The sequence below is a fragment of the Variovorax raffinosi genome (genome assembly GCF_051216615.1).
Lineage (GTDB): Bacteria > Pseudomonadota > Gammaproteobacteria > Burkholderiales > Burkholderiaceae_C > Variovorax.
Genome location: NZ_JBPJZR010000002.1, coordinates 855344 through 875387, shown reverse-complemented (window position 1 = coordinate 875387; position 20044 = coordinate 855344). Strand labels below are relative to the sequence as shown.

Sequence of the window (20044 nt, the reverse complement as noted above, 5' to 3'; positions counted from 1 at the left end):
TTTGCGGGGATAACTAGGGGAAACGCTACTGGCAAGGCGCTTTTATTCCGCCGAAGCTGTTATGACATGAAGCCAAACATACTGATCGGCATCGACATGGGTTCGAGCAGCCTGAAAGCCCTGGCCCTTGAAGCCGGGAGCGGCCGCGCCGTTGCCCTGTCCCGAATGCCATTGCCGCACGACCGGCTGCCCGCGGGGGGATGCGAAGTGAGCGCGACCGCCATCCGCTCGGCCCTGACCCATGTGCTGCGCGACGTCGCCCAACAGCTCGGCACCCGCGTGGCCGAAGTCCGCGCCATCGGCTGCACGGGCCACGGCGCCGGGCTCTATGCGCTCGATGCGCGCAACCAACTTGTGGGCGGACGGGCCGTGGCCTCGACCGACCAACGGGCCGATGCGCGTGCACGGGCGCTGGCAGCCAGCCACGGCCCGCGCCTGTTCGCCGACGTCGGCTGCCAGCCCTGGCCGGGGCAGCCCACGGTGATCGCGGCCGAGCTGCTGGGCACCGACGCCGTGCAGCGCGGCGAGGTGCACCGCCTGCTGTTCGCGAAGGACTACCTCGCCTTTCTGCTTACCGGCGAAATTGCGACCGATGCGAGCGACGCAAGCACCGCCGGGCTGGTGTCGATTGCCACCGGCACGTGGTCGCAGGCGGCCTTCGATGCCTCGGGCATTGCGGACCTCGGCCCGCGTGCCTTCGGGCCTCTGTTGCCGAGCGGCACGGTGCTCGGGCAACTGCAGCCATCGGAAGCGGCGCTGTGCGGATTGCCCGCGGGCATTCCCGTCGCGATGGGTGCCATCGATTTGCTCGCCTCGATGACCGCGATCTGCGCCGAAGGGCGCGGGCGTGCGGTGTCGGTGTTCGGCACGTGGTGCGTGAACGCGGTCATCGGGCCGGTGATCGAGCCCAAGCCCGACGTTGCCGCCGTCGTGAACTTCGGTCGCCAGCAGCAGCGGCTGTACATGGAAAACAGCCCCTCATCGATGGCCAACATCGCGTGGCTGGCCGGCGTGCTGGGCCTGCCCGATGCGCGTGCCGTGGTCGATCTTGCAATGTCGATGCCGCTGGGTGCGGGCAGCCTGCGCTTCCTGCCTTTCGTGAATGGCGGAGGCGGCATCACCGCCGGCTTCGTCGGCCTCAAGAGCCATCACACGCGCGGCGACATGGCGCGCGCCGTGGTCGATGCCACGGCCGCGCTGCATGCGCGGCACACCGCGCGTCTGGCGGCATGCGGCCTGCCGGTGTCGGCATTGACCGTGCTCGGCGGTGGTGCCAGCGACGTGCGGCTGGTGCGCCTGCTCGCCGCATTTCTCGGCCGCCCGGTCGAGCGCTGCGCCGACGACGAGACCGGCGCGCGCGGCGCCGCGATCTATGCGGCCATGTCGCAGGGCATCGACCACGCCGAGCAAGGCAGCAGCACCTTGCTCGCGCCCTGCGACACCGTCGAGCCCGATGCGCGCGACGCGCAGGCCCATGCCGATTTCAACGCCGGTTTCAACGAACTGATCGACACCATGTCCCCTGTGTTTTCTCATCTGGCAGGGGGCGCGAAATGAGCGCCTGGCAACTGCCTTTCGTGCGTCCCGCCTCGCTGGCGGATCGCCACTTTTCGACCGTGATCGTCGGTGCCGGCATCAACGGTGTCGGCGTGTTCCGCGACCTGTCGCTGCAGCGCGTCGATTGCCTCATCGTCGACAAGGGCGACTTCAGCGCCGGTGCCAGCAGCGCGCCGTCGCGCATGATCCACGGCGGCCTGCGCTACCTGGAAAACGGCAGCTTCTCGCTGGTGGCCGAAGCCACGCGCGAGCGCAACCTGCTGCTGCGCAACGCGCCGCATCTGGTGCAACCGCTCAAGACCGTGGTGCCGTTGTCGAGCTTCTTCGGCGGCCTGATGAGCAGCGCGCTCAAGTTCTTCGGCCGCACGCCGCCGCAGCGCACGCGCGGGTTGCTCGCCGTGGCCGCGGGCCTGCGCCTGTACGACCTGTTGGGCCGCCGCCAGCGCGTGATGCCCAACCACCGCATCAGCCGCGTGCCGCCGACCGACCGCAACCTGTTCCGCGCGGCCGTGCGCTGGACCGCCACTTTCTTCGATGCGTGGATCAGCCACCCCGAGTGGCTCATCCTTGAACTCATCGGCGATGCCTGCCGCGACCAGCCGCGCTCTGCTGCCGCAAACTACTGCCGCGTGATGGGCTGCGCCGGCAACATCCTCACGCTGCGCGACGAGATCACCGGCGCGCTGGTGCGCGTGACGGCCGACACCGTGGTCAACGCCAGCGGTGCGTGGCTGGACCGCAGCACTGCCGTGCTGGGCGGCGCGGGCTCGCGCGTGATGGGCACCAAGGGATCGCACCTGGTGCTCGACCATCCGGCGCTGCGCGACGCGCTCGAAGGCCGCATGGCGTACTTCGAGGCGGTGGATGGCCGCGTGTGCATCGTCTACCCGTTCCTCGACCGCGTGTTGGTGGGTTCCACCGACATCCCGGTGGAAGACCCCGACAAGATCGCGACCGAACCGGCCGAGGTCGACTACCTGCTCGACGTGCTGGGCGAAGTCTTTCCCAACATGGCCTTTGGCCGCGACAACGTGGTCTACACCTACGTCGGCGTGCGCCCGCTCGCGCGTTCCGATGCCGACAAGCCGGGCCAGATTTCGCGCGACCATTCGGTGGTGGTCGACCTGCCCAATGCCACGCGCGACATTCCCATCGTCGGCCTGGTCGGCGGCAAGTGGACGACCTTTCGCGCACTGGCCGAAGAAGCGACGAACGAAGTGCTGCAGCAGTTGGGCCGCCCACGCACTGCATCGACCGAGGGGCTGCCCATTGGCGGAGGCGCCGAATTGCCAGCCGATGCGCAGGCGACGGAGCGCTTTCTCGATCGCATGGTCACGGCCTCGGGCCTGAGCCGTGCGCGCGCACAGGTGCTGCTGCGCCGCTATGGCTCGAAGGCGTTGCCGCTGGCGCAGCGCCTCGGGGCTTCGGGCGACGTGCCGTTGCTGCATGCGCCCGATTACTCGGTGGCTGAACTTTCCTATCTGTGCCTTGAGACGGGCGTGGTCCATCTCGACGACCTGGTGATCCGCCGAACCTTGCTCGCAATCCGTGGCCTTGTCACCGACGCTGCGCTGGCTGAAATGGCGAGCATTGCGGCCGAGGCTTTGGGGTGGGATGCGGCTCTGGCGCACAAGGAATTGCAGGCCTGCGCCACCGCCTTGCGCGAACGGCATGGTGTGCGCCTCTCGCCGGTGTCGCCTGAAGTGGCATCTTCTTTCGATGCATCATTGATGACCAGCCCGGCTTTCGGACAGTCCTGAAATGACGTCTTGCTTTTCTGTTCGTCGCGTTGTGTGCTTTGAGCGCTGCTGCTGTTCAGGGCGACGCTCCCGCCGACACGGTGCTCTTTTTCGCGAATGTCCCCCGCTTCGCTCCTCCTTTATTTCGCGAAAAAGAGCCCCGTATCGACGTGAGTGTTGGACAGAGCAGTTGTTGATCGGCGATCACCAGCAGCGTGTCCATGTGCGAATGACACCAGGTGCTCCCCGCAGCGAAATAAAGGAGGAGCGAAGCGGGGGACATTCGCGGAGGGGAGTACCTGGTGTCGTTCGCACTCGCCCCGAACAGCAGCGCAAAGAATCAACAAAGCCGGTCTCAAGAAAAATCCACGACCGCGTGGTGAAACACTGACATGAACTCTCCGACCGACACTCCCATCGTGCTCGACCGCGGCTCCGAATCCCCCCTGTGGGCGCAGTTTCGCGATGCCATCCGCCTGCAGATATTGCAAGGCGTGCTGCCCATCGGCGCCAAGCTGCCTTCAGAGGCGGAACTGGGCGACCAGTTCGGCATCTCGCGCATCGTGGTGCGCGAGGCCCTGGCCGACCTGGTGCGCAACAACCTCATCTACAAGATCAAGGGGCGCGGTGCCTTCGTGTCGGCCCGTGAGCGTGACGAAGATTTTGTCTCGACCGTGCTCGGCTTCTCCGACGAGATGGAACGCAAGGGCCGCTCGGTGCGCACGCAGATCCTCACGCAGGAACTGCGCGCGCCCACTGCGCAAGAGGCCGCGTCGCTGGGCCTGACCGACGACACCCAGGTCGTTGCACTCAAGCGCCTGCGCAGCGTCGATGGCGAGCTGCGCCTGCTGGTCGAAACCGTGGTGCCAGCCGACCTGGCGCCGGGCCTGCATCGCACGCGCCTGGACGACCGCTCGCTCTACGACGTGCTGCGCCGGCAATACGGCCTGCGCCTTGTGCGCGCCGAACGCTGGATCGATGCGGTGCTGCCCGATGCCGCGACCTGCGAACTGCTGGCCCTGCCGCAGCCCGAGCCGCTGCTGCGCATCGAATCGATTGCCTACGGCGCCAACGGGCGGCCACTGGAGCACTACCGCGCGCTGCATCGATGCAAGACCAGCCGTCTGCACGTGCAGACGACGACCTGAGCCGATCGATCGCTCAGGCCATCGCCTCGGCTTCCTTGCGCAACCGCCCGGCATCCTTGGCCGGCGGCGCGCCGAACATGCGCACATAGTCGCGGCTGAACTGCGAAGGGCTTTCGTAGCCCACGCGGAACCCCGCGCCCGCCGCATCCATCGCCTCAGCCACCATCAGCCGGCGGGCTTCCTGCAGCCGGAGCTGGCTGCGGAACTCCAGCGGGCTCATCGAGGTGACCGACTTGAAATGCGCATGGAAGGTGGAGCGGCTCATGCCCGCGAGATCGGCGATGTCCTCGATCCGGCAAGCCTCGCCGTAGTGCTCGCGCAGCCATGAGATGGCCTTGGCGATCTGGCTCAGGCGGCTGTCCGCTCTGGCTAATTGCCGCACGATGCTGTTGCGCGGATCGACCAGCAGGCGATAGAGGATCTCGCGCGTCACCAGCGGTGCCAGCGCTTCGATGTCGCCGGGGCTGTCGAGCAACGAGGCCAGCCGCGCCATCGCATCCAGCAGTTCCGGCGTCGTGTTGTTGAGTGCCATGCCCGCGCCAGGCGCGCTGTCGCTTTCGTCGGGAAGCGAATGCCGCAAGGCGAGATCGCTCAACACCGTCATGTCCAGGTCGAGCGCCAGGCAGAGATAAGGAGCGGCCTCGCTGGCTTCGATCACCGACCCCATGACCGGCAGGTCCACCGAAGCGATCAGGTACCTGGCGGGGTCGTACACGTAGGCGGTCGTGCCCAGCATCACGCGCTTGCGGCCCTGGGCAATGAGGCACAGCGTCGGCTCGTAGACGACCGGCATCGGCATCGTCGGCGTGCTCGCGCGGATCAGGTCGACGCCCGGGATCGGGCTGTCGTGGATGCCGTCGCCGGGGACATGGCGGTTCACGATATCGACCAGCTTTTTCAGGGAACTCATGCATCACTCCGCGGGGTTTGTTGAATCGGACGATCGTGCAAGAACTCCGGATGATAGGGCTACGGCCATTCGTGCGTGCGATGGCAAAGTCAAGGCTACAGAAACAACACACCTTCTCTGGAAGCCTTCATGCCATTCACTCACCTCGCCCTGGATCACTATCGCCTGCTCGGACGATCAGGCATTCGCGTCTCTCCGCTCACGCTGGGCACCATGACCTTCGGCACCGACTGGGGCTGGGGTGCGGACGACGCCGAGGCGCGCCGCATCTTCGACACCTATGTCGATCACGGCGGCAACTTCGTCGATACCTCGGTCAACTACACCAACGGCGCTTCGGAGCGCATCCTGGGCCAACTGCTCAGCGGAAGGCGCGACCGCATCGTGGTCTCGACCAAGTTCACTATGGCACGCACGCCGGGCGATCCGAACTCGGGCGGCAATCACCGGATGAACCTGGTGCGTTCGGTCGAGACCAGCCTGAAGCAGCTCGGCACGGACCGCATCGAGCTGCTGCACCTTCACGCCTGGGATTCCACGACGCCCGCCGACGAGGTCATGCGCGCGCTCGACGATCTGGTGCGCGCCGGCAAGGTGCTGTACCTGGGCATCTGCAACACCCCCGCGTGGAAGGTGGCACAGCTGCAGACCCTGGCGGACCTGCGCGGCTGGTCGCCTCTGGTGGCGCTGCAGATCGAATACAGCCTGGTCGAACGCACCGTGGAACACGAGCTGATGCCGATGGCGCAGGCCCTCGGGCTTGGCGTGATGCCATGGTCGCCGTTGGGTGGCGGCGTGCTGTCCGGCAAGTACACCCAGGGCGATCTGCGGCAAGGCGGCGAGGCCGCCGTTTCCTCGACGCGCCAGGCGACCATCGCCTCGTTCGGACACATGACGAGCCGATCTCTGGAGATCGCCGAAGCGGTGCGCGCCGTGGCCCATGAGACGGGTGCGACGCCATCACAGGTCGCCTTGGCGTGGACCTTGTTGAATCCCGCTGTCGTGGCGCCGGTCATCGGCGTGCGAACCCTGGCGCAGCTGGAGGAAAACCTGGGTGCGCTGCAAGTCGAACTGAGCGACGAACACATCGCCCGGCTGGACCAGGCCAGCAGGCCCGCGCCCATCTTCCCCGGCTCTTTTGCGGCGCGCCCCGTGGTCGAGAACCTGATCTTCGGCGGTGCCACGGTCGAGCGGCGCGCGAGCCATCACCCGTAGAAGAAGACCGTGAATCGAAGACAAACCACCAAGGCGGCGCTCGCCGCCGCTTTGTTTCCCCCGAGCCTGTGGGCTCGGAAAGGTGCACGCATGACTGACAACAACCCCATCCGCATCGGCTTCTGCACGGACCTCGCCGGTCCTTATCAAGGCGTGGACGGCCCGGCCGGCGCGGAGGCGATCCGCATGGCGATCGAGGACATGGGCGGGTCCGTTGCGGGTCGCCGTGTCGAGCTGTTGCTCGGTGATCACCAGAACGCCCCTGGCAGAGCGGCCGAGATCGCGCGCAAGTGGTACGAGCAAGACGGCGTGGACATGGTCATCACCGGCGTCAACTCGGACACCAGCCTGGCGATGACCGCCATCGCGGCCAGGCTTGGAAAGCCGATCTTCGTCGTCGGCGCGGGCACCTCGGTCCAGACACGCGAGCGCGCGGCGTTCCCTGTCATCCAGTACGCCTACGACACCATCGCGCTTGCCACCGTCCCCGGTCTCGCGTTGACGCGCCAAGGGATGAAGCGCTGGTTCTATGTCACCGCCGACTATCAGTTCGGGCGCGAGCTCGAGGCGCATGGCACGGCGGCGGTTCGGGCGGCAGGCGGCGTCGTTGTCGGATCGGTGAAGAACCCGCATGGCGCGGACGATTTCACGCCCTACCTGGAGGCCGCCCGCGAGAGCCGCGCCGAAGTGCTGGGCCTGGCGAACGGCCACGCCGAACTGCTCAAGGCGATGGCGGCGATGGAGAAGATGAACATGACCCACCAGATGAAGCTCGTCGGCCTGCTGACCTTTATCGACGACATCCACCACATGGGTTTGGAGAAAGCCCAGGGCCTCTATCTGGCGGACAGCTGGTTCTGGACGCGCGACGTGCAAACGCGGCGCTGGGCCGAGCGCTTCTTTGCGCGGCAGCAGCGCATGCCTTCTTCGCTTCAGGCAGCCGACTACTCCGCGGCGCTTCAATACCTGAAGGCAGTCGCCGCCACGAACAGTACCGATCCAGTGGCCGTCCTGACGTATCTGCGCAAAGCCACGCTCAACGACATGTACGTGAAAGACGGGCGGATTCGCGAAGACGGGACCATGCTTCACGACATGTACCTGCTGCGCGTCAAGCAGCCGGCGCAGTCCACGGGTGAATGGGATTGCTACGACCTGGTCGAGACGATCGCAGGCGAGGCGGCGTTTCCCTCAGGTGCTGCTGGCCGTCCGTGAAGGCCACAGCACCGACGCGATCGCGACCATCATCAGCGCGACCGCGACCCAGTCCTGCCAGTGCACGACCTCGCCCAGCCACACCGCGCCGCTGAACACGCCGAGCACGGGAATGAACATCACGCTCAGCGTCGAGGCAATGGGCGGCAGGCCGCGCGCCAGATAGAACCACGCCGCGTGCGCGAAGCCGAAGATCAGCACGGCGTTGTAGCCGATCGATCCCCAGGTCACGTTGCCGGGCCAGCGCAATTGCTCGCGCTCGAAGAGCAGCGACAGCACCGTCATCACCACCGCCGTGAGCGCCGTCATCCAGAACGACAGCGTGAGCGTCGGCAACCCGATGCGCGTGTGGCGCAGCAACTGCGTGCCCAGTGCCCAAGTCGCAGCCGCCACCAGCGCCAGCGCCACATAGCCGGGCCGCCCCGCGAAGTCGGTGAGTTCGTGCCACAGCAACAGCCCCACACCGACCGCGCAGGCACCCACGCCGAGCCATGCGCGCCGCGTGAGCACGGCCGCGAACAGCACGGCCCCGATGACGGCGGAGAACACCGGCATCGTGTAGCCCAGGATCGCCGCGCGCCCACCCGACAGCGCCTTCACCGCAAGGATGATGCAGGCATGCCAGACGAACATGTTGGTGGCGCCCAGCCACAGCAGCTCGGGCCATGCGCTGCGCGGCACGCGAAACGGCACCTTCATCCACACCAGCGCAAGGCCCAGCACCGGGAGGCCCAGCCAGATCGAGATCGCGCGAAAGCCGAGCGGCGGATAGTCCGCCACGCCGAGCTTCATCACGGGCCAGTTGAAACCCCAGGCGAGGGTCAGCAGAACGAGAAGGACGAATTGGCGCGGTGTGAAGGAAGGCATGGACAGGTCTACAGCAAACGCTTGAGATAACGCCCCGTGTGGCTCGCCTCGTTCGCCGCGATGTCCTCCGGCGTGCCTTCGCCCACCACCGTGCCGCCGCCGGCTCCCCCTTCGGGGCCCATGTCGATCAGCCAGTCGGCGGTCTTGATGACGTCGAGGTTGTGCTCGATCACGACGATGGTGTTGCCCGCGTCGCGCAACTGGTGCAGCACCTTCAGCAGCAGCTCGATGTCCGCGAAGTGCAGCCCGGTGGTCGGTTCGTCGAGGATGTACAGCGTGCGGCCGGTGTCGCGCTTGCTCAGCTCCAGCGCGAGCTTGACGCGTTGCGCCTCGCCGCCCGACAGCGTGGTGGCCGACTGGCCCAGCTTGATGTAGCTCAGGCCCACGTCGAGCAGCGTGCGCAGCTTGCGTTCGATGGTCGGCACGGCCTTCAGGAACTCGTGCGCGGTCTCGACCGTCATCTCGAGGATCTGCGCGATGTTCTTGCCCTTGTAGAGCACCTCGAGCGTTTCGCGGTTGTAGCGCTGGCCGTGGCAGACCTCGCAGGGCACGTAGACGTCGGGCAAAAAGTGCATTTCGACCTTCACCACGCCGTCGCCCTGGCAGGCCTCGCAGCGGCCACCGGCCACGTTGAAGCTGAAGCGGCCCGGACCGTAGCCGCGTTCGCGCGCGGTGTTGGTCTCGGCCATCAGCTCGCGGATGGGCGTGAACAGGCCGGTGTAGGTTGCAGGGTTGCTGCGCGGCGTGCGGCCGATGGGGCTCTGGTCGACGTTGATGACCTTGTCGAAATACTCGATGCCCTCGACCGACTCGTGCGCGGCTGGCTCTTCATGCGCGCGGTACAGCGTGCGCGCCACGGCGGTGTAGAGCGTGTCGTTCACCAGCGTCGATTTGCCGGAGCCCGAGACGCCGGTCACGCAGGTCAGCAGGCCGACCGGGAAGGCGACGGTCACGTCCTTCAGGTTGTTGCCGGTGGCGCCGACCACGCGGATCTCCTGCAGGTCGGTCTGCGTGGCAAGGTGGGCCGCTTCGCGCGCGGCGCGCCGTTCGGCGGCGGGGCTTTGCGGAAAGCGCGAGGGCTTCTTGCCTTCGTTGAAGGCGGCCTTCTTCACGACCGGCAACCACGCGGTGCGGTGCTTCGGCACTTCGATCTTGCGCACGCCCGAGAGGTACTGGCCCGTGAGCGATTCGGGGTTGGCCGACACCTCGGCGTAGGTGCCCTGTGCCATCACGCGCCCGCCGTGCACGCCGGCGCCGGGGCCCATGTCGATCACGTGGTCGGCGGCGTGGATCATGTCCTCGTCATGCTCGACCACGATCACGCTGTTGCCGATGTCGCGCAGATGCTTGAGCGTGCCGATCAGGCGGTCGTTGTCGCGCTGGTGCAGGCCGATGCTGGGCTCGTCGAGCACGTACATCACGCCCGTGAGGCCCGAGCCGATCTGCGACGCGAGGCGGATGCGCTGCGCCTCGCCGCCCGAAAGGGTTTCGGCGCTGCGGTCCAGGCTCAGGTAGTTCAGGCCCACGTCGTTGAGGAATTTCAGGCGCAGGCCGATCTCGCGCACCACCTTGTCGGCGATGTCGGCCTTGGCGCCGCGCAGCTTGAGCGTCTGGAACCAGGCGAGCGAATCGCGCAGGGTGAGGTGGCTCAACTCGAAGATCGCCATGCGCGGCGGCTCGCCGCCATCGGCCGGGCGTGCCGACTCATCGACCAGGAACACGTTGCGCGCCTCGCGCCGCAGCCGCGAGCCACCGCAGTCGGGGCAGGGCTGCAGGTTGCGAAAGCGCGCGAGGTCTTCGCGCACCATCACCGAATCGGTCTCGCGGTAGCGCCGCGTCATGTTCGGAATGATCCCCTCGAAGGGATGCTTCTTCGTGAGCTTCTTGCCCGCGAAGTTGCCCGACTCCATGGTGTAGTTGAACTTGATCTCTTCGGCCGCCGAGCCGTTCAGCAGCACCTGCTGCACCGACGCAGGCAGCGATTCGAAGGGCGCTTCGACGTCGAACTTGTAGTGCTTGGCGACGCTCTCGATCATGCTGAAGTAGTAGCCGTTGCGGCGGTCCCAGCCCTTGATGGCGCCGCTGGCGATCGACAGCGAGGGGAAGGCGACCACGCGCGCCGGATCGAACACCTCGCGGTGGCCCAGGCCATCGCAGCTCGGGCAGGCGCCCACGGGCGAGTTGAACGAGAACAGGCGCGGCTCGAGTTCCGACAGCGAGTAGTGGCAGATCGGGCAGGCGAACTTGGCGTTGAACAGGTGCTCCTTGTCGGCCGCGCCCGCAGCGCCATCGGCACTGCCTTCCGGCCTTGCGCCCAGTTCCAGCGCAATCGCACGGCCTTCGGCCAGCCGCAGCGCGGCCTCGAAGCTCTCGGCCAGGCGCTGCTGCATGTCGGGGCGCGCGCGCAGGCGGTCGATGACCACGTCGATGTCGTGCTTCTCGGTCTTCTTGAGCTTGGGCAGGTCGTTGTATTCGTAGGTCTGCCCGTCGACACGAAAGCGCACGTAGCCCGCGGCCTGCATCTCGGCGAAGAGTTCGAGGAACTCGCCTTTCTTCTCGCGCGCCACGGGCGCCAGGATCATCAGCCGGGGCTCGTCGGGCAGCGCCAGCGTGGCATCGACCATCTGCGAGACGGTCTGCGCCTGCAGCGGCAGGTGATGGTCGGGGCAGTAGGGCGTGCCGGCGCGGGCGTACAGCAGGCGCAGGTAGTCGTGGATCTCGGTCACCGTGCCCACGGTGGAGCGCGGGTTGTGGCTGGTGGCCTTCTGCTCGATGCTGATGGCGGGCGACAGGCCCTCGATCACGTCGACATCGGGCTTGTCCATGAGCTGCAGAAACTGCCGCGCATAGGCCGAGAGGCTCTCGACATAGCGCCGCTGCCCTTCGGCATACAGCGTGTCGAAGGCCAGGCTCGACTTGCCCGAGCCCGACAGGCCGGTGATGACCACCAGCTTGTTGCGCGGAATGTCGAGATCGACGTTCTTCAGGTTGTGGGTGCGCGCGCCGCGGATGCTGATGCGCTGCTGCGCAAGCACCGCGCCGAGGTAGGTGTCGCGTTCGAGTTGCGCGTCGCGTGCACGCTCCGCGCTGTCTTCAGTGGATGTCGAATTCAAAGGGGGCGATCGTCCGAGGGCAACCGGACATGATAGACCGCCCGCGATTTCATGGCGAGCGGGCGGGTTCCGGCGGTTCGGCTGGGGGCGCTTCGGGCGGGGGCGGGCGCACCGGTTCGGTGGTGCCGATGGCCCGTCCGACCATGTGTTCGGCCAGCGTGTCGTACAGCGGCCGGCTGATCATGCGGGAGACCAGGCTGGCCAGCATGGCGGCCGCCATCAGGCTCAGCACCATCGAATGTCCGTCGACCATTTCCATCACGATGATGAAGGCCGTGAGCGGCGCCTGCGTGACCGCGGCCAGGAAGCCGGCCATGCCCATCGCGATGAGGGCCGGCCCCAGGTCGCCATTGGCCAGCCGGGCCACCGCGTCGCCGATGCCCGCGCCGATGGACAGCGAGGGCGCGAAGATCCCGCCCGGCACGCCGCACCAGGCCGTGAGCCAGGTGGCGACGAACTTCAGCACCGTGTAGAGCGGCGTCAGCTGGTCATGGCCCTGCAGCATCTGCTTGACCGCCTCCGAGCCGGCACCGAAGGTGACGCCGCCCGTGACCAGCCCGATCACCGCCACCGCCAGCCCGCCGACGGCTGCGAAGCGCACCGGAAAGCGCGCCCGCCAGCGGTTCAGGCGCCCGGGCGCGCCCGTCAGCGAGGCGATCAGCAGCCGCGCGAACAGCCCGCCGGCCGCGCCGCTGAGCAGCGTGACCAGCAGGCCGGGCCCGAGCGCGTCCCAGCCCAGCCGGGGCACGCGGATCACGCCGAAGTAGCTGGTGTTGCCGAAAGCCGAAACCGCCACCAGGCCCGCCAGCACGATCGCCGTGATGATCAGCCCGCTGGAGCGCGCCTCCAGCCGGCCCGACAGCTCCTCGATGGCGAACACCACGCCCGCCAGCGGCGCATTGAAGGCCGCCGCAATGCCGGCCGCGCCGCCCGCCACCAGCAGCGCGCGCCCGTCGATGGCCGTGTTGGGCGACAGCCAGCGCCGAGCATGCTGCATCACGCCGGCCGCCACCTGCACCGAAGGCCCCTCGCGGCCGATCGACAGCCCGGCCGCAAACCCCGCCGCGCCGAGCCCGATCTTGGCGACCGTGAGCCGCAGCGAGGCGAACATGAAACGCCGCTCCTCGGGCAGCGCGGGGTGCAGCGCCGCCTTGATCTGCGGAATGCCCGAGCCGCCCGCGCCGGGGAAAAAGCGCAGCGTGAACCAGACGATGCCGGCGGTCAGGAGCGGCGTGGTCAGCAGCACGGCCCAGGGCCAGGCGCGGTAGAAACGGTGGAAGCCCGCGAAGATCCAGTCGCTGGCCAGCGTGAAGCCCACCACGAACAGCCCGGCCGCGATGGCGTAGCCCAGCACGATGGCGCGGTCGAGCCAGACGCGGCCGCTCGACAGCTCGGTGCGCAGGTGCTCGAAGAAGTCAGGTTCGCGGTTCATCGCTGGCGCCCATTCTGGCACTTGGGCGGGGTGTGGCCGTTCGGCATGGGGCACAATCGAGGGTTCTCTTCCTCTTCTTCCATCTACTTATCAGGGGCAGTGCATATGGCATCGGTCAATAAAGTCATCGTCGTCGGCAACCTGGGGCGCGACCCCGAAATGCGGACATTCCCGAGCGGCGATCAGGTCGCAAACGTCACAGTGGCCACCACCGATCGCTGGAAAGACAAGCAAAGCGGCGAAATGCGCGAAGCCACCGAATGGCACCGCATCGTTTTCAACGGCCGCCTGGCCGAAATCGCCGGCCAGTACCTGCGCAAGGGCTCGCAGGTCTACGTCGAAGGAAGCCTGCGCACGCGCAAGTGGACCGACAAGGACGGCATCGAAAAATACACCACCGAGATCCGCGCCGACCAGATGCAGATGCTCGGCAGCCGTCAAGGCCAGGGCGGCCCGTCGGGCGGTCCTGAGGACGACGGCGGTTACTCGTCGCAAGGCGGCGGTGGTGGCGGCGGCTACTCGCAGGGTGGCAATGGTGGCGGCGGTGGTGGTGGTGGCGGATACGCGCCCCGCGCACCCGCACCCGCACCCGCAGCGGCACCGCGTGCTCCGGCACCGGCTCCGCGCCAAGCGCCGGCCAAATCGTCGTCGGGCTTCGACGATATGGACGACGACATTCCGTTCTGAGAACCGACTCCAGGCAGTTGTAAAAAAGGGCCCGCGGCGCCAGCGCCGCGGGCCCTTTTTTGTTGTCGACTTTTTCGACCGGGTTTGAAAATGTGCCGTCACGCAGCGAGGCCCAACTCGCGCGCCTCGGCTTCGCCGACGGCGCGGCCGGTCGTTCGATTTCGGATGAGAATGGCCATGACTTCATCAGCCACACGAACCAATGAACGACGATCTGGAGGCTCGAATCCGCTCGGGCCAGGCACTGAGTGAATCGATGGGCAACTTCCACGTGACCGGGTGGGAGCCAGAGCGCAAGCTGCTCCAGGCCGCCTTCACCGTGCGACGCGAGTATTGCCACACGAACGGCACCATTGCGCAGGGCGGCTTCATCACCGCCTGGCTTGACGCCGCCATGGCCCATGCCGTCATGCACGACACGGACCATGCGCAGACCGTCTTCAGCCTGGAGATCAAGGTGAGCTTCTATGAAAAAGTCGGACCGGGCGAAGGACGGGTCGAAGGGCGAGTGATCAGGCGTGGAAAACGCATTGCGTTTCTCGAGGGTGCGCTCTACAACGCCGACGGCAAGCTGGCTGCCGAGGCCTCTTCAACCGGGATGTTGGCGAGCCTTTAGAGCGGCTGGGCCGCCTACCGGGCCGCCCAGCCACGCATGCGACCCCACGCAGCCTGCATGTCGCCCACCAGCGCATGCATCTGCGCAGCCACCGTGGTCTCACACTCGATGCCGAACACGCTCTGCCCCGCCGCCTCGTAGATGAGCCGCGCGTCGTCGAACTCGTGCATCGAGGCGAACACGTCGCCCGTCAGCGCCTGCTGCAGCGGCATGCCCAGCGGCGCCGGCGCACCGGGTTCGTTCCACGCGTCGATCCAGTCGCTGCGCACCACGCGGCAGGGCTTGCCGCTGTGGGCGCGTGTGATGAGCGTGTCTTCGCTGCCGCTGGCAATCAGCCGCTGCAGCAGCGCGGGTGGCGTGTGGTTTTCCTTCGCGCCCATCCACAGCGTGCCCAGCCACGCGCCCTGCGCGCCCATGCCCAGCACGCCCAGCACCTGCGCGCCGGTCGCGATGCCGCCGGCAGCCAGCACCGGCACATCGCCCGCTTCGGCAATCACCTGCGGCAACAGCGAGAGCGTGCCGACCGTGCCCGTGTGGCCGCCCGCGTCATAACCCTGCGCCACCAGCACCTCCACGCCCATGTCGAGTGCCTTGCGCGCATGCCGCACCGAGCCGACCAGCGAGAAGGTGAGCTTGCCGCGCGCCTTCGCCCGTTCGATGAGGTCGGCGCGCAGGCCGATGGCCGTGGCCACGCCGCGCGCATCGGAGTCGAGCACGGCCTCGATCTGCGCATCGAACAGCGCCTTGGTGCGCACCTGCGTCGTGAAGAAGCTGGGCTGCTGCGGCGGCTTCACCTGGAAGCGGTCGCGCAAGCCCTCGACGAAGGCCACGTGCTGCGCGGGCAGTTGCGCACGCACGCTGTCGATGCTCGCGGCCTCTTCGGGCACCTGCGAGGGCAGCATCAGGTCGATGCCGTAGGGCATGCCCGCCATGCGCGCGCTGGCCTCGGCCAGGATGTGCGGAATCTCGTGCGGCAGCTCGCGCGCGAGGCCCAGCACCGGAAAGCCCCCCGCCTGCGCAATGGCCACGCACACGTCCACCGAATGCGAGAAACCGAAGATCGGATGACGGATGCCCAGCCTGTCGCACAGCGGCGGCCGCACGGGCGAATCGCTCGCGGTGTTCATTGCGCCTCGATGCCCGCCGTCTTGATGACCTTGCTCCACTTGTCGTATTCGCTCGCGATGAAAGCGTCGAACTGCTTGGGCCCCTGCGGCGCCACCTCGAGGCCCAGCACGTCGAACTTGGACTTCATCGCCGGGTCGGCGAGGATCTCGGCCACGTCGGCAGACAGTTTGGCGGCGATGGCGTCGGGCGTCTTCACCGGTGCGACAAAGCCGAACCACGTGCCCACGTCGTAGCCCTTCAGGCCGGTGGCCTCCGCCACCGTGGGAATGTCGGGCAGGGCGCTGGAGCGCTTGCTCGTGGTCACGGCCAGCGGGCGCAGCTTGCCGGTCTTGATGTGCGGCACGGCCAGCGCCACGGTGAGCGGCATCATCGTCACGCGGCCCGCGAGCAGGTCGCTGAGCGCGTCGGGCTGGCCGCGATACGGCACGTGCGTGAGCTTGATGCCCGCGCTCTGCGCCAGCAGTTCGCCCGACAGGTGGTTGGACGTGCCCATGCCCGCCGTCGCGTAGGTCAGCGGCGGGTTGGCCTTCTTGGCCATCGCGACCAGTTCCGCCATGGTCTTGGCGGGCACCTCGGTCGGCACCACGAACACGTTGGGAATCACACCGAAGCCTTCGATGGCGCGAAAGTCGCGCACCGGGTTCCATGCCACGCCCTTGATGAGGCTCGGCGCCACCGCATGGCCGGGGCTCACGCACAGCAGCGTGTAGCCGTCGGGCGCGGCCTTGGCCACGTAGTCGGTGCCGATCGAGCCGCCCGCGCCGGCCTTGTTCTCGACGATGACGGGCTGGCCGTACTTGACCGACAGCCGCTCGCCCACCAGCCGCGCAATCGAGTCGACCACGCCCCCGGCGGTGAACGGCACGATGATGCGGATCGGCTTGCTCGGGTAGTTGCCCTGCGCGAGTGCGGGCGCCGCCATTGCCAGGGACTGGACAGCGACGAGCGCGGCCAGCAAGGTGCCTTTGAGGGTCATGGGTTTGTCTCCGTTGATGATGACTGGCGCGCGCCGCCGGCTCAGGTCTGGTGCCCGGCTCGTGCCATGGTGCGTCGCGCGATGTTGGTGAGGTGGATCTGGCTCGTGCCTTCGTACAGGCGAAAAAGCCGCACGTCGCGGTAGAAGCGCTCGGCCACGTTGTCGTTGATGTAGCCGCCGCCGCCGAAGACCTGCACCGCGCGGTCGGCCACGCGGCCGCACATCTCGGAGGCGAACAGCTTGCACATCGACGCTTCCATGGTCACGTCGGCGCCGTCGTCGCGCTTGCGCGCCGTCTCCAGCAGCAGCGCGCGGGCGGCGTGCACTTCGGTGTTGCTCTCGGCAATCATCTGCTGCACGAGCTGGAACTCGGCGATGGCCTGGCCGAACTGCTTGCGCGATGCGGCGCGCGCCACCATCTCGTCGACCAGCCGGATGGCCGGGCCGATGCACAGCCCCGCGAGGTTGATGCGCTGCTTGTTCAGCGCCTTCATCGCCGTCTTGAAGCCCAGCCCCGGCACGCCGCCGACGATGGCCGATGCATGCACGCGGCAGCCTTCGAGAATCACCTCGCCAACGGGCGAGCCGTGCTGGCCCATCTTGCGATAGCCCGCGGGCGCGGTAAGGCCGGGCGTGTCGCGCTCGACCAGGAAGGCCGTGATGCCGGCCGCGCCCTTCGCCTGCATGTCGGTGCGCGCAAACACGGTGAACAGGCCGGCGATGGGCGCGTTGGTGATGAAGCACTTGCGGCCCGTGATGAGGTAGTGGTCGCCGTCGCGCACGGCCACGGTCTGCTGCGCGGTGGCGTCGGAGCCTGCCTCGGGCTCGGTGAGCGCGAAGCAGCCCGTGAGACGGCCGCTGGCCAGCTCGGGCAGCCAGCGCTGCTTTTGTTCGGGCGTGCCGTCGACCACCAGTGATTCGGATGCGATGCCCGTGTTGCCGCCGAAGCGCGCGCGAAAGGTGGTGGCGGCCTGCGAGACCTCCATGTTCACCAGCGACAGCTCTTCGCTCGTGAGGCCCGCGCCGCCGTACTGCTCGGGGATGCTGTGGCCGAACAGGCCCAGCGCGCGCATGCGCTCGACCACCGGCTCGGGAATGAGGTCGTCGCGGTCGACGTCCGCTTCGATGGGCATGCATTCGTTGCGGATGAAGTCGCGGACTTCGGCAAGCAGGGCGTTGAACTTTTCGGGGTTGCGGATCATGGGTGCGGGGGCTTGGTTTCTTGTTTGTTCAGCGCAGGCCTTGCGCCGTTTCGAGTTGGCGCACGGCATCGAGCAGCAGGGGCGCGACTTCGCGCTCCATCTTTTCGCCGGGCGGTCGGTAGGTGGCGAGCGTGCAGTTCATCGCCAGCGGTGTTTCGCGCGGCGGCACGCGCACGGGCGCGGCGACCGCGTGGATGTCTTTCTTCCAGTCGCCGCGCGAGTGGCAGAAGCCGCGCGCGGCAAAGAGCTTCTGGTCGGCTTCCCACGCGGGGCGCAGTTGCTGGAACAGTTGCGCGTCCTGCAGGCGCAGCCGGTTGAGGATGGCCGAGCGCTCCTGCGCCGTGCAGGCCAGCACCAGCGCACGGCCGATGGACGCGGCCAGCAGCGGGCGCGTGCTGCCGATGTCGGGCATGTGCGTGTTGGTGTTGTCGGTGCGGATGGTGTCGACGTACACCACGTCGGCGCGGTCGCGCATGCCCAGGTTCACCGAGCAGCCCGTCTCGCGCGCCAGCCTTTCCATGATGGGTCGCGCAATCTGGCGCACCTGCATGCTGGCCAGCAACGGATAGCCCAGCGACAGCACGCCGGGCCCGAGCTTGTATTTCTGCGCGCCCGCATCGCGGCTCAGATAACCCAGCAGCGTGAGCGTGTAGGTGATGCGCGAGACAGTGGGCTTGGGCAGGCCGGTGCGGTCCGAAATCTCGCGATTGCCCAGCACCGGGTCGGCGCTGGTGAACGCGCGCAGCACCTCCATGCCGCGCGCCAGGTTCATGGAGAACTGGCGGTCGGCGGTGAGGTCGTGCGGATCGACGAGACCCGGAAGCGCGATGGTTGTCATGCGTGAAGAAGAGCGCGGCGGTGTGGGCATGATTGGCCGATCGAAATGGGGAGTCAATGAAACGCAGCAGGTGTTTCGCTGTGCGAAACATCGATTGTTGGCCCGTGCTGCGTCTGGCAAAACCGGCGCTTTCCCGGGGCCTGTGCTCCGGCATTGGAGCCACGGTTGAATACCCCCGACGACACGCAACGACAACCCGCGCGCGGCGCCCTTTCCGGCGTGCGCATCCTCGACATGGCCACCGTGCTGGCCGCGCCCCTGGGCGCCACGCTGTGCGCCGACCAGGGCGCCGAAGTGGTGAAGCTCGAACTGCCCGGCGGCGGCGATGCGCTGCGCGGCCTGCAGCCCGTGAAGGACGGCAAGGCGCTGTGGTGGAAGATTGCCAACCGCGGCAAGCGCGGCATCACGCTCGATGTGCGCCAGCCTCAAGGACGCGAGCTGTTGCTCCGGTTGGTGACGCAGTTCGACGTGCTGCTGGAGAACTTTCGCACCGGCACGCTCGACCGCTGGGGGCTGGACCTGGCCACGCTGCACCGCGCCAACCCGCGGCTCGTGGTGGTGCGGCTCACGGGCTTCGGCCAGACCGGGCCCTACAAGGCGCGGCCGGGCTTTGCGCGCATCTTCGAGGCGATGAGCGGCTTCACCAACCTCACGGGCGAAGCGGGCGGCTCGCCGCTGCACAGCAACTTTCCGGTGGGCGATGCGGTGGCGGGATTGTTCTGCGCGTTCTCCATCGCATCGGAAATGGCACGGCTGCGCGGCGACCCGCAGGCGCTGGGCTGCGAAGTGGACCTGGCCGCCACCGAGGCGCTGTTCCGCCTGCTCGATCCGCTGCCCGTGGAGCATGAACAGCTCGGCACGGTGCGCATGCCCGCGGGCAATTGCGCGAGCTACACCGCGCCCTCGAACATGTACCGCAGCCGCGACGGCATCTATTTTTCGGTGGTCGCGTCGTCGGACCCGATCTTCCAGCGCCTGTGCATGGCCATCGAAAAACCCGAGTGGGCGGGCGACGCGCGCTTTGCCACCAACCCTTCGCGCGTGGTGAACCTCAAGGCGCTCGACGAGGGGCTCGGCGAATGGTTTGCATCGCACGACTACGACACCGTCGAGCGCAAGCTCGAAGACGCGGGCATTCCGTTCAGCAAGATCTTCACCATCGCCGACATCGAGCAAGACCCGCACTACCAGGCGCGCAACGCGATCATCCGCCTGCCCGACCCGGACTACGGCACGCTGCCCGCACCCTGCGTGGTGCCGCGCGTGCCGGGCCGCGAGCTGCCCATTCCGCGCACCGGCCCCGACACCGGCGAGCACAACGCCGAGGTCTACGGCGAGTTCGGCCTCGACGCCGCCGCGCTCGATGCGCTGCGCGAGGCCAGGGTGATCTGAAGCCTTGTT

General features: G+C 67.6%; 16 protein-coding genes. 8 read left to right on the top strand and 8 right to left on the bottom strand.

The annotated features are described in order from the left end of the window. Positions 1–66: 66 nt before the first annotated feature. The 3 genes from ACSFB7_RS10035 to ACSFB7_RS10025 all read left to right on the top strand — a co-directional run bounded on the left by ACSFB7_RS10035 (position 67) and on the right by ACSFB7_RS10025 (position 4444). Positions 67–1557, top strand: a complete 1491-nt coding sequence (locus ACSFB7_RS10035) for an FGGY family carbohydrate kinase (protein WP_435469521.1) — start codon at positions 67–69, stop codon at positions 1555–1557. Further along, on the top strand, positions 1554–3317 hold the full coding sequence (locus ACSFB7_RS10030; protein ID WP_435469518.1) for a glycerol-3-phosphate dehydrogenase/oxidase: 1764 nt from the start codon (positions 1554–1556) through the stop codon (positions 3315–3317). Before ACSFB7_RS10035 ends, ACSFB7_RS10030 begins: the two co-directional genes overlap by 4 nt. Before the next feature lie 371 nt (positions 3318–3688). Beyond that, a complete protein-coding gene (locus ACSFB7_RS10025) occupies positions 3689–4444 on the top strand; it encodes a GntR family transcriptional regulator (RefSeq protein WP_435469516.1) in 756 nt (251 codons plus the stop codon). Between the two features lie 13 nt (positions 4445–4457). Here the strand turns inward: ACSFB7_RS10025 and ACSFB7_RS10020 are convergent, their stop codons facing one another. Continuing rightward, positions 4458–5354 (bottom strand): AraC family transcriptional regulator, encoded by an 897-nt coding sequence (locus ACSFB7_RS10020; RefSeq protein ID WP_435469514.1) that lies wholly within the window; start codon positions 5352–5354, stop codon positions 4458–4460. A gap of 129 nt (positions 5355–5483) precedes the next feature. Between ACSFB7_RS10020 and ACSFB7_RS10015 the strand changes: the two genes are divergently transcribed. Continuing rightward, the gene (locus ACSFB7_RS10015; RefSeq protein WP_435469512.1) at positions 5484–6569 is read left to right on the top strand and encodes an aldo/keto reductase; all 1086 of its coding nucleotides are present in this window, start codon (positions 5484–5486) and stop codon (positions 6567–6569) included. 90 nt (positions 6570–6659) lie between these two features. After that, entirely contained in the window at positions 6660–7784 is a 1125-nt protein-coding gene (locus tag ACSFB7_RS10010; protein WP_435469510.1) for an ABC transporter substrate-binding protein, read from the top strand. Here ACSFB7_RS10010 and ACSFB7_RS10005 read toward each other — a convergent pair. From ACSFB7_RS10005 to ACSFB7_RS09995, 3 genes are read right to left on the bottom strand one after another with little or no spacing between them, the layout of a single operon-like run. After that, positions 7761–8651 carry a DMT family transporter gene (locus ACSFB7_RS10005; protein ID WP_435469508.1) on the bottom strand — a complete coding sequence of 297 codons (891 nt, stop codon included), beginning with the start codon at positions 8649–8651 and terminating at the stop codon, positions 7761–7763. The two genes, ACSFB7_RS10010 and ACSFB7_RS10005, sit on opposite strands and share 24 nt — an antisense overlap. Positions 8652–8659: 8 nt before the next feature. Further along, positions 8660–11764 (bottom strand): excinuclease ABC subunit UvrA, encoded by a 3105-nt coding sequence (uvrA, locus tag ACSFB7_RS10000; RefSeq protein ID WP_435469506.1) that lies wholly within the window; start codon positions 11762–11764, stop codon positions 8660–8662. 49 nt (positions 11765–11813) lie between these two features. After that, complete coding sequence (locus ACSFB7_RS09995) at positions 11814–13196, bottom strand: chloride channel protein (RefSeq protein WP_435469504.1); 1383 nt, start codon at positions 13194–13196, stop codon at positions 11814–11816. Positions 13197–13301: 105 nt separating this feature from the next. On the opposite strand from ACSFB7_RS09995, the gene ssb reads away from it, so the two are divergent. Both ssb and ACSFB7_RS09985 read left to right on the top strand, forming a co-directional pair. Further along, the gene (gene ssb / locus ACSFB7_RS09990) at positions 13302–13883 is read left to right on the top strand and encodes a single-stranded DNA-binding protein (protein WP_435469502.1); all 582 of its coding nucleotides are present in this window, start codon (positions 13302–13304) and stop codon (positions 13881–13883) included. Between the two features lie 202 nt (positions 13884–14085). Continuing rightward, positions 14086–14499, top strand: a complete 414-nt coding sequence (locus tag ACSFB7_RS09985; protein WP_435469500.1) for a PaaI family thioesterase — start codon at positions 14086–14088, stop codon at positions 14497–14499. Positions 14500–14513: 14 nt separating this feature from the next. Here ACSFB7_RS09985 and ACSFB7_RS09980 read toward each other — a convergent pair whose 3' ends face one another. The 4 genes from ACSFB7_RS09980 to ACSFB7_RS09965 are packed head-to-tail and all read right to left on the bottom strand — an operon-like array spanning position 14514 to position 18643. Next, positions 14514–15626, bottom strand: coding sequence for an NAD(P)H-dependent flavin oxidoreductase (locus ACSFB7_RS09980; protein WP_435469498.1), 1113 nt, complete (start codon positions 15624–15626; stop codon positions 14514–14516). Beyond that, positions 15623–16603 carry a tripartite tricarboxylate transporter substrate binding protein gene (locus tag ACSFB7_RS09975; protein ID WP_435469496.1) on the bottom strand — a complete coding sequence of 327 codons (981 nt, stop codon included), beginning with the start codon at positions 16601–16603 and terminating at the stop codon, positions 15623–15625. The genes ACSFB7_RS09980 and ACSFB7_RS09975 overlap by 4 nt, the downstream gene beginning before the upstream one ends. Before the next feature lie 41 nt (positions 16604–16644). Next, complete coding sequence (locus ACSFB7_RS09970) at positions 16645–17805, bottom strand: acyl-CoA dehydrogenase family protein (RefSeq protein WP_435469494.1); 1161 nt, start codon at positions 17803–17805, stop codon at positions 16645–16647. 28 nt (positions 17806–17833) lie between these two features. After that, positions 17834–18643 carry an IclR family transcriptional regulator gene (locus tag ACSFB7_RS09965; RefSeq protein ID WP_435469493.1) on the bottom strand — a complete coding sequence of 270 codons (810 nt, stop codon included), beginning with the start codon at positions 18641–18643 and terminating at the stop codon, positions 17834–17836. Positions 18644–18877: 234 nt separating this feature from the next. Here ACSFB7_RS09965 and ACSFB7_RS09960 point away from each other — a divergent pair, with 234 nt between their 5' ends. Next, a complete protein-coding gene (locus tag ACSFB7_RS09960; protein WP_435469969.1) occupies positions 18878–20035 on the top strand; it encodes a CaiB/BaiF CoA transferase family protein in 1158 nt (385 codons plus the stop codon). The last annotated feature ends 9 nt before the right edge of the window (positions 20036–20044 follow it).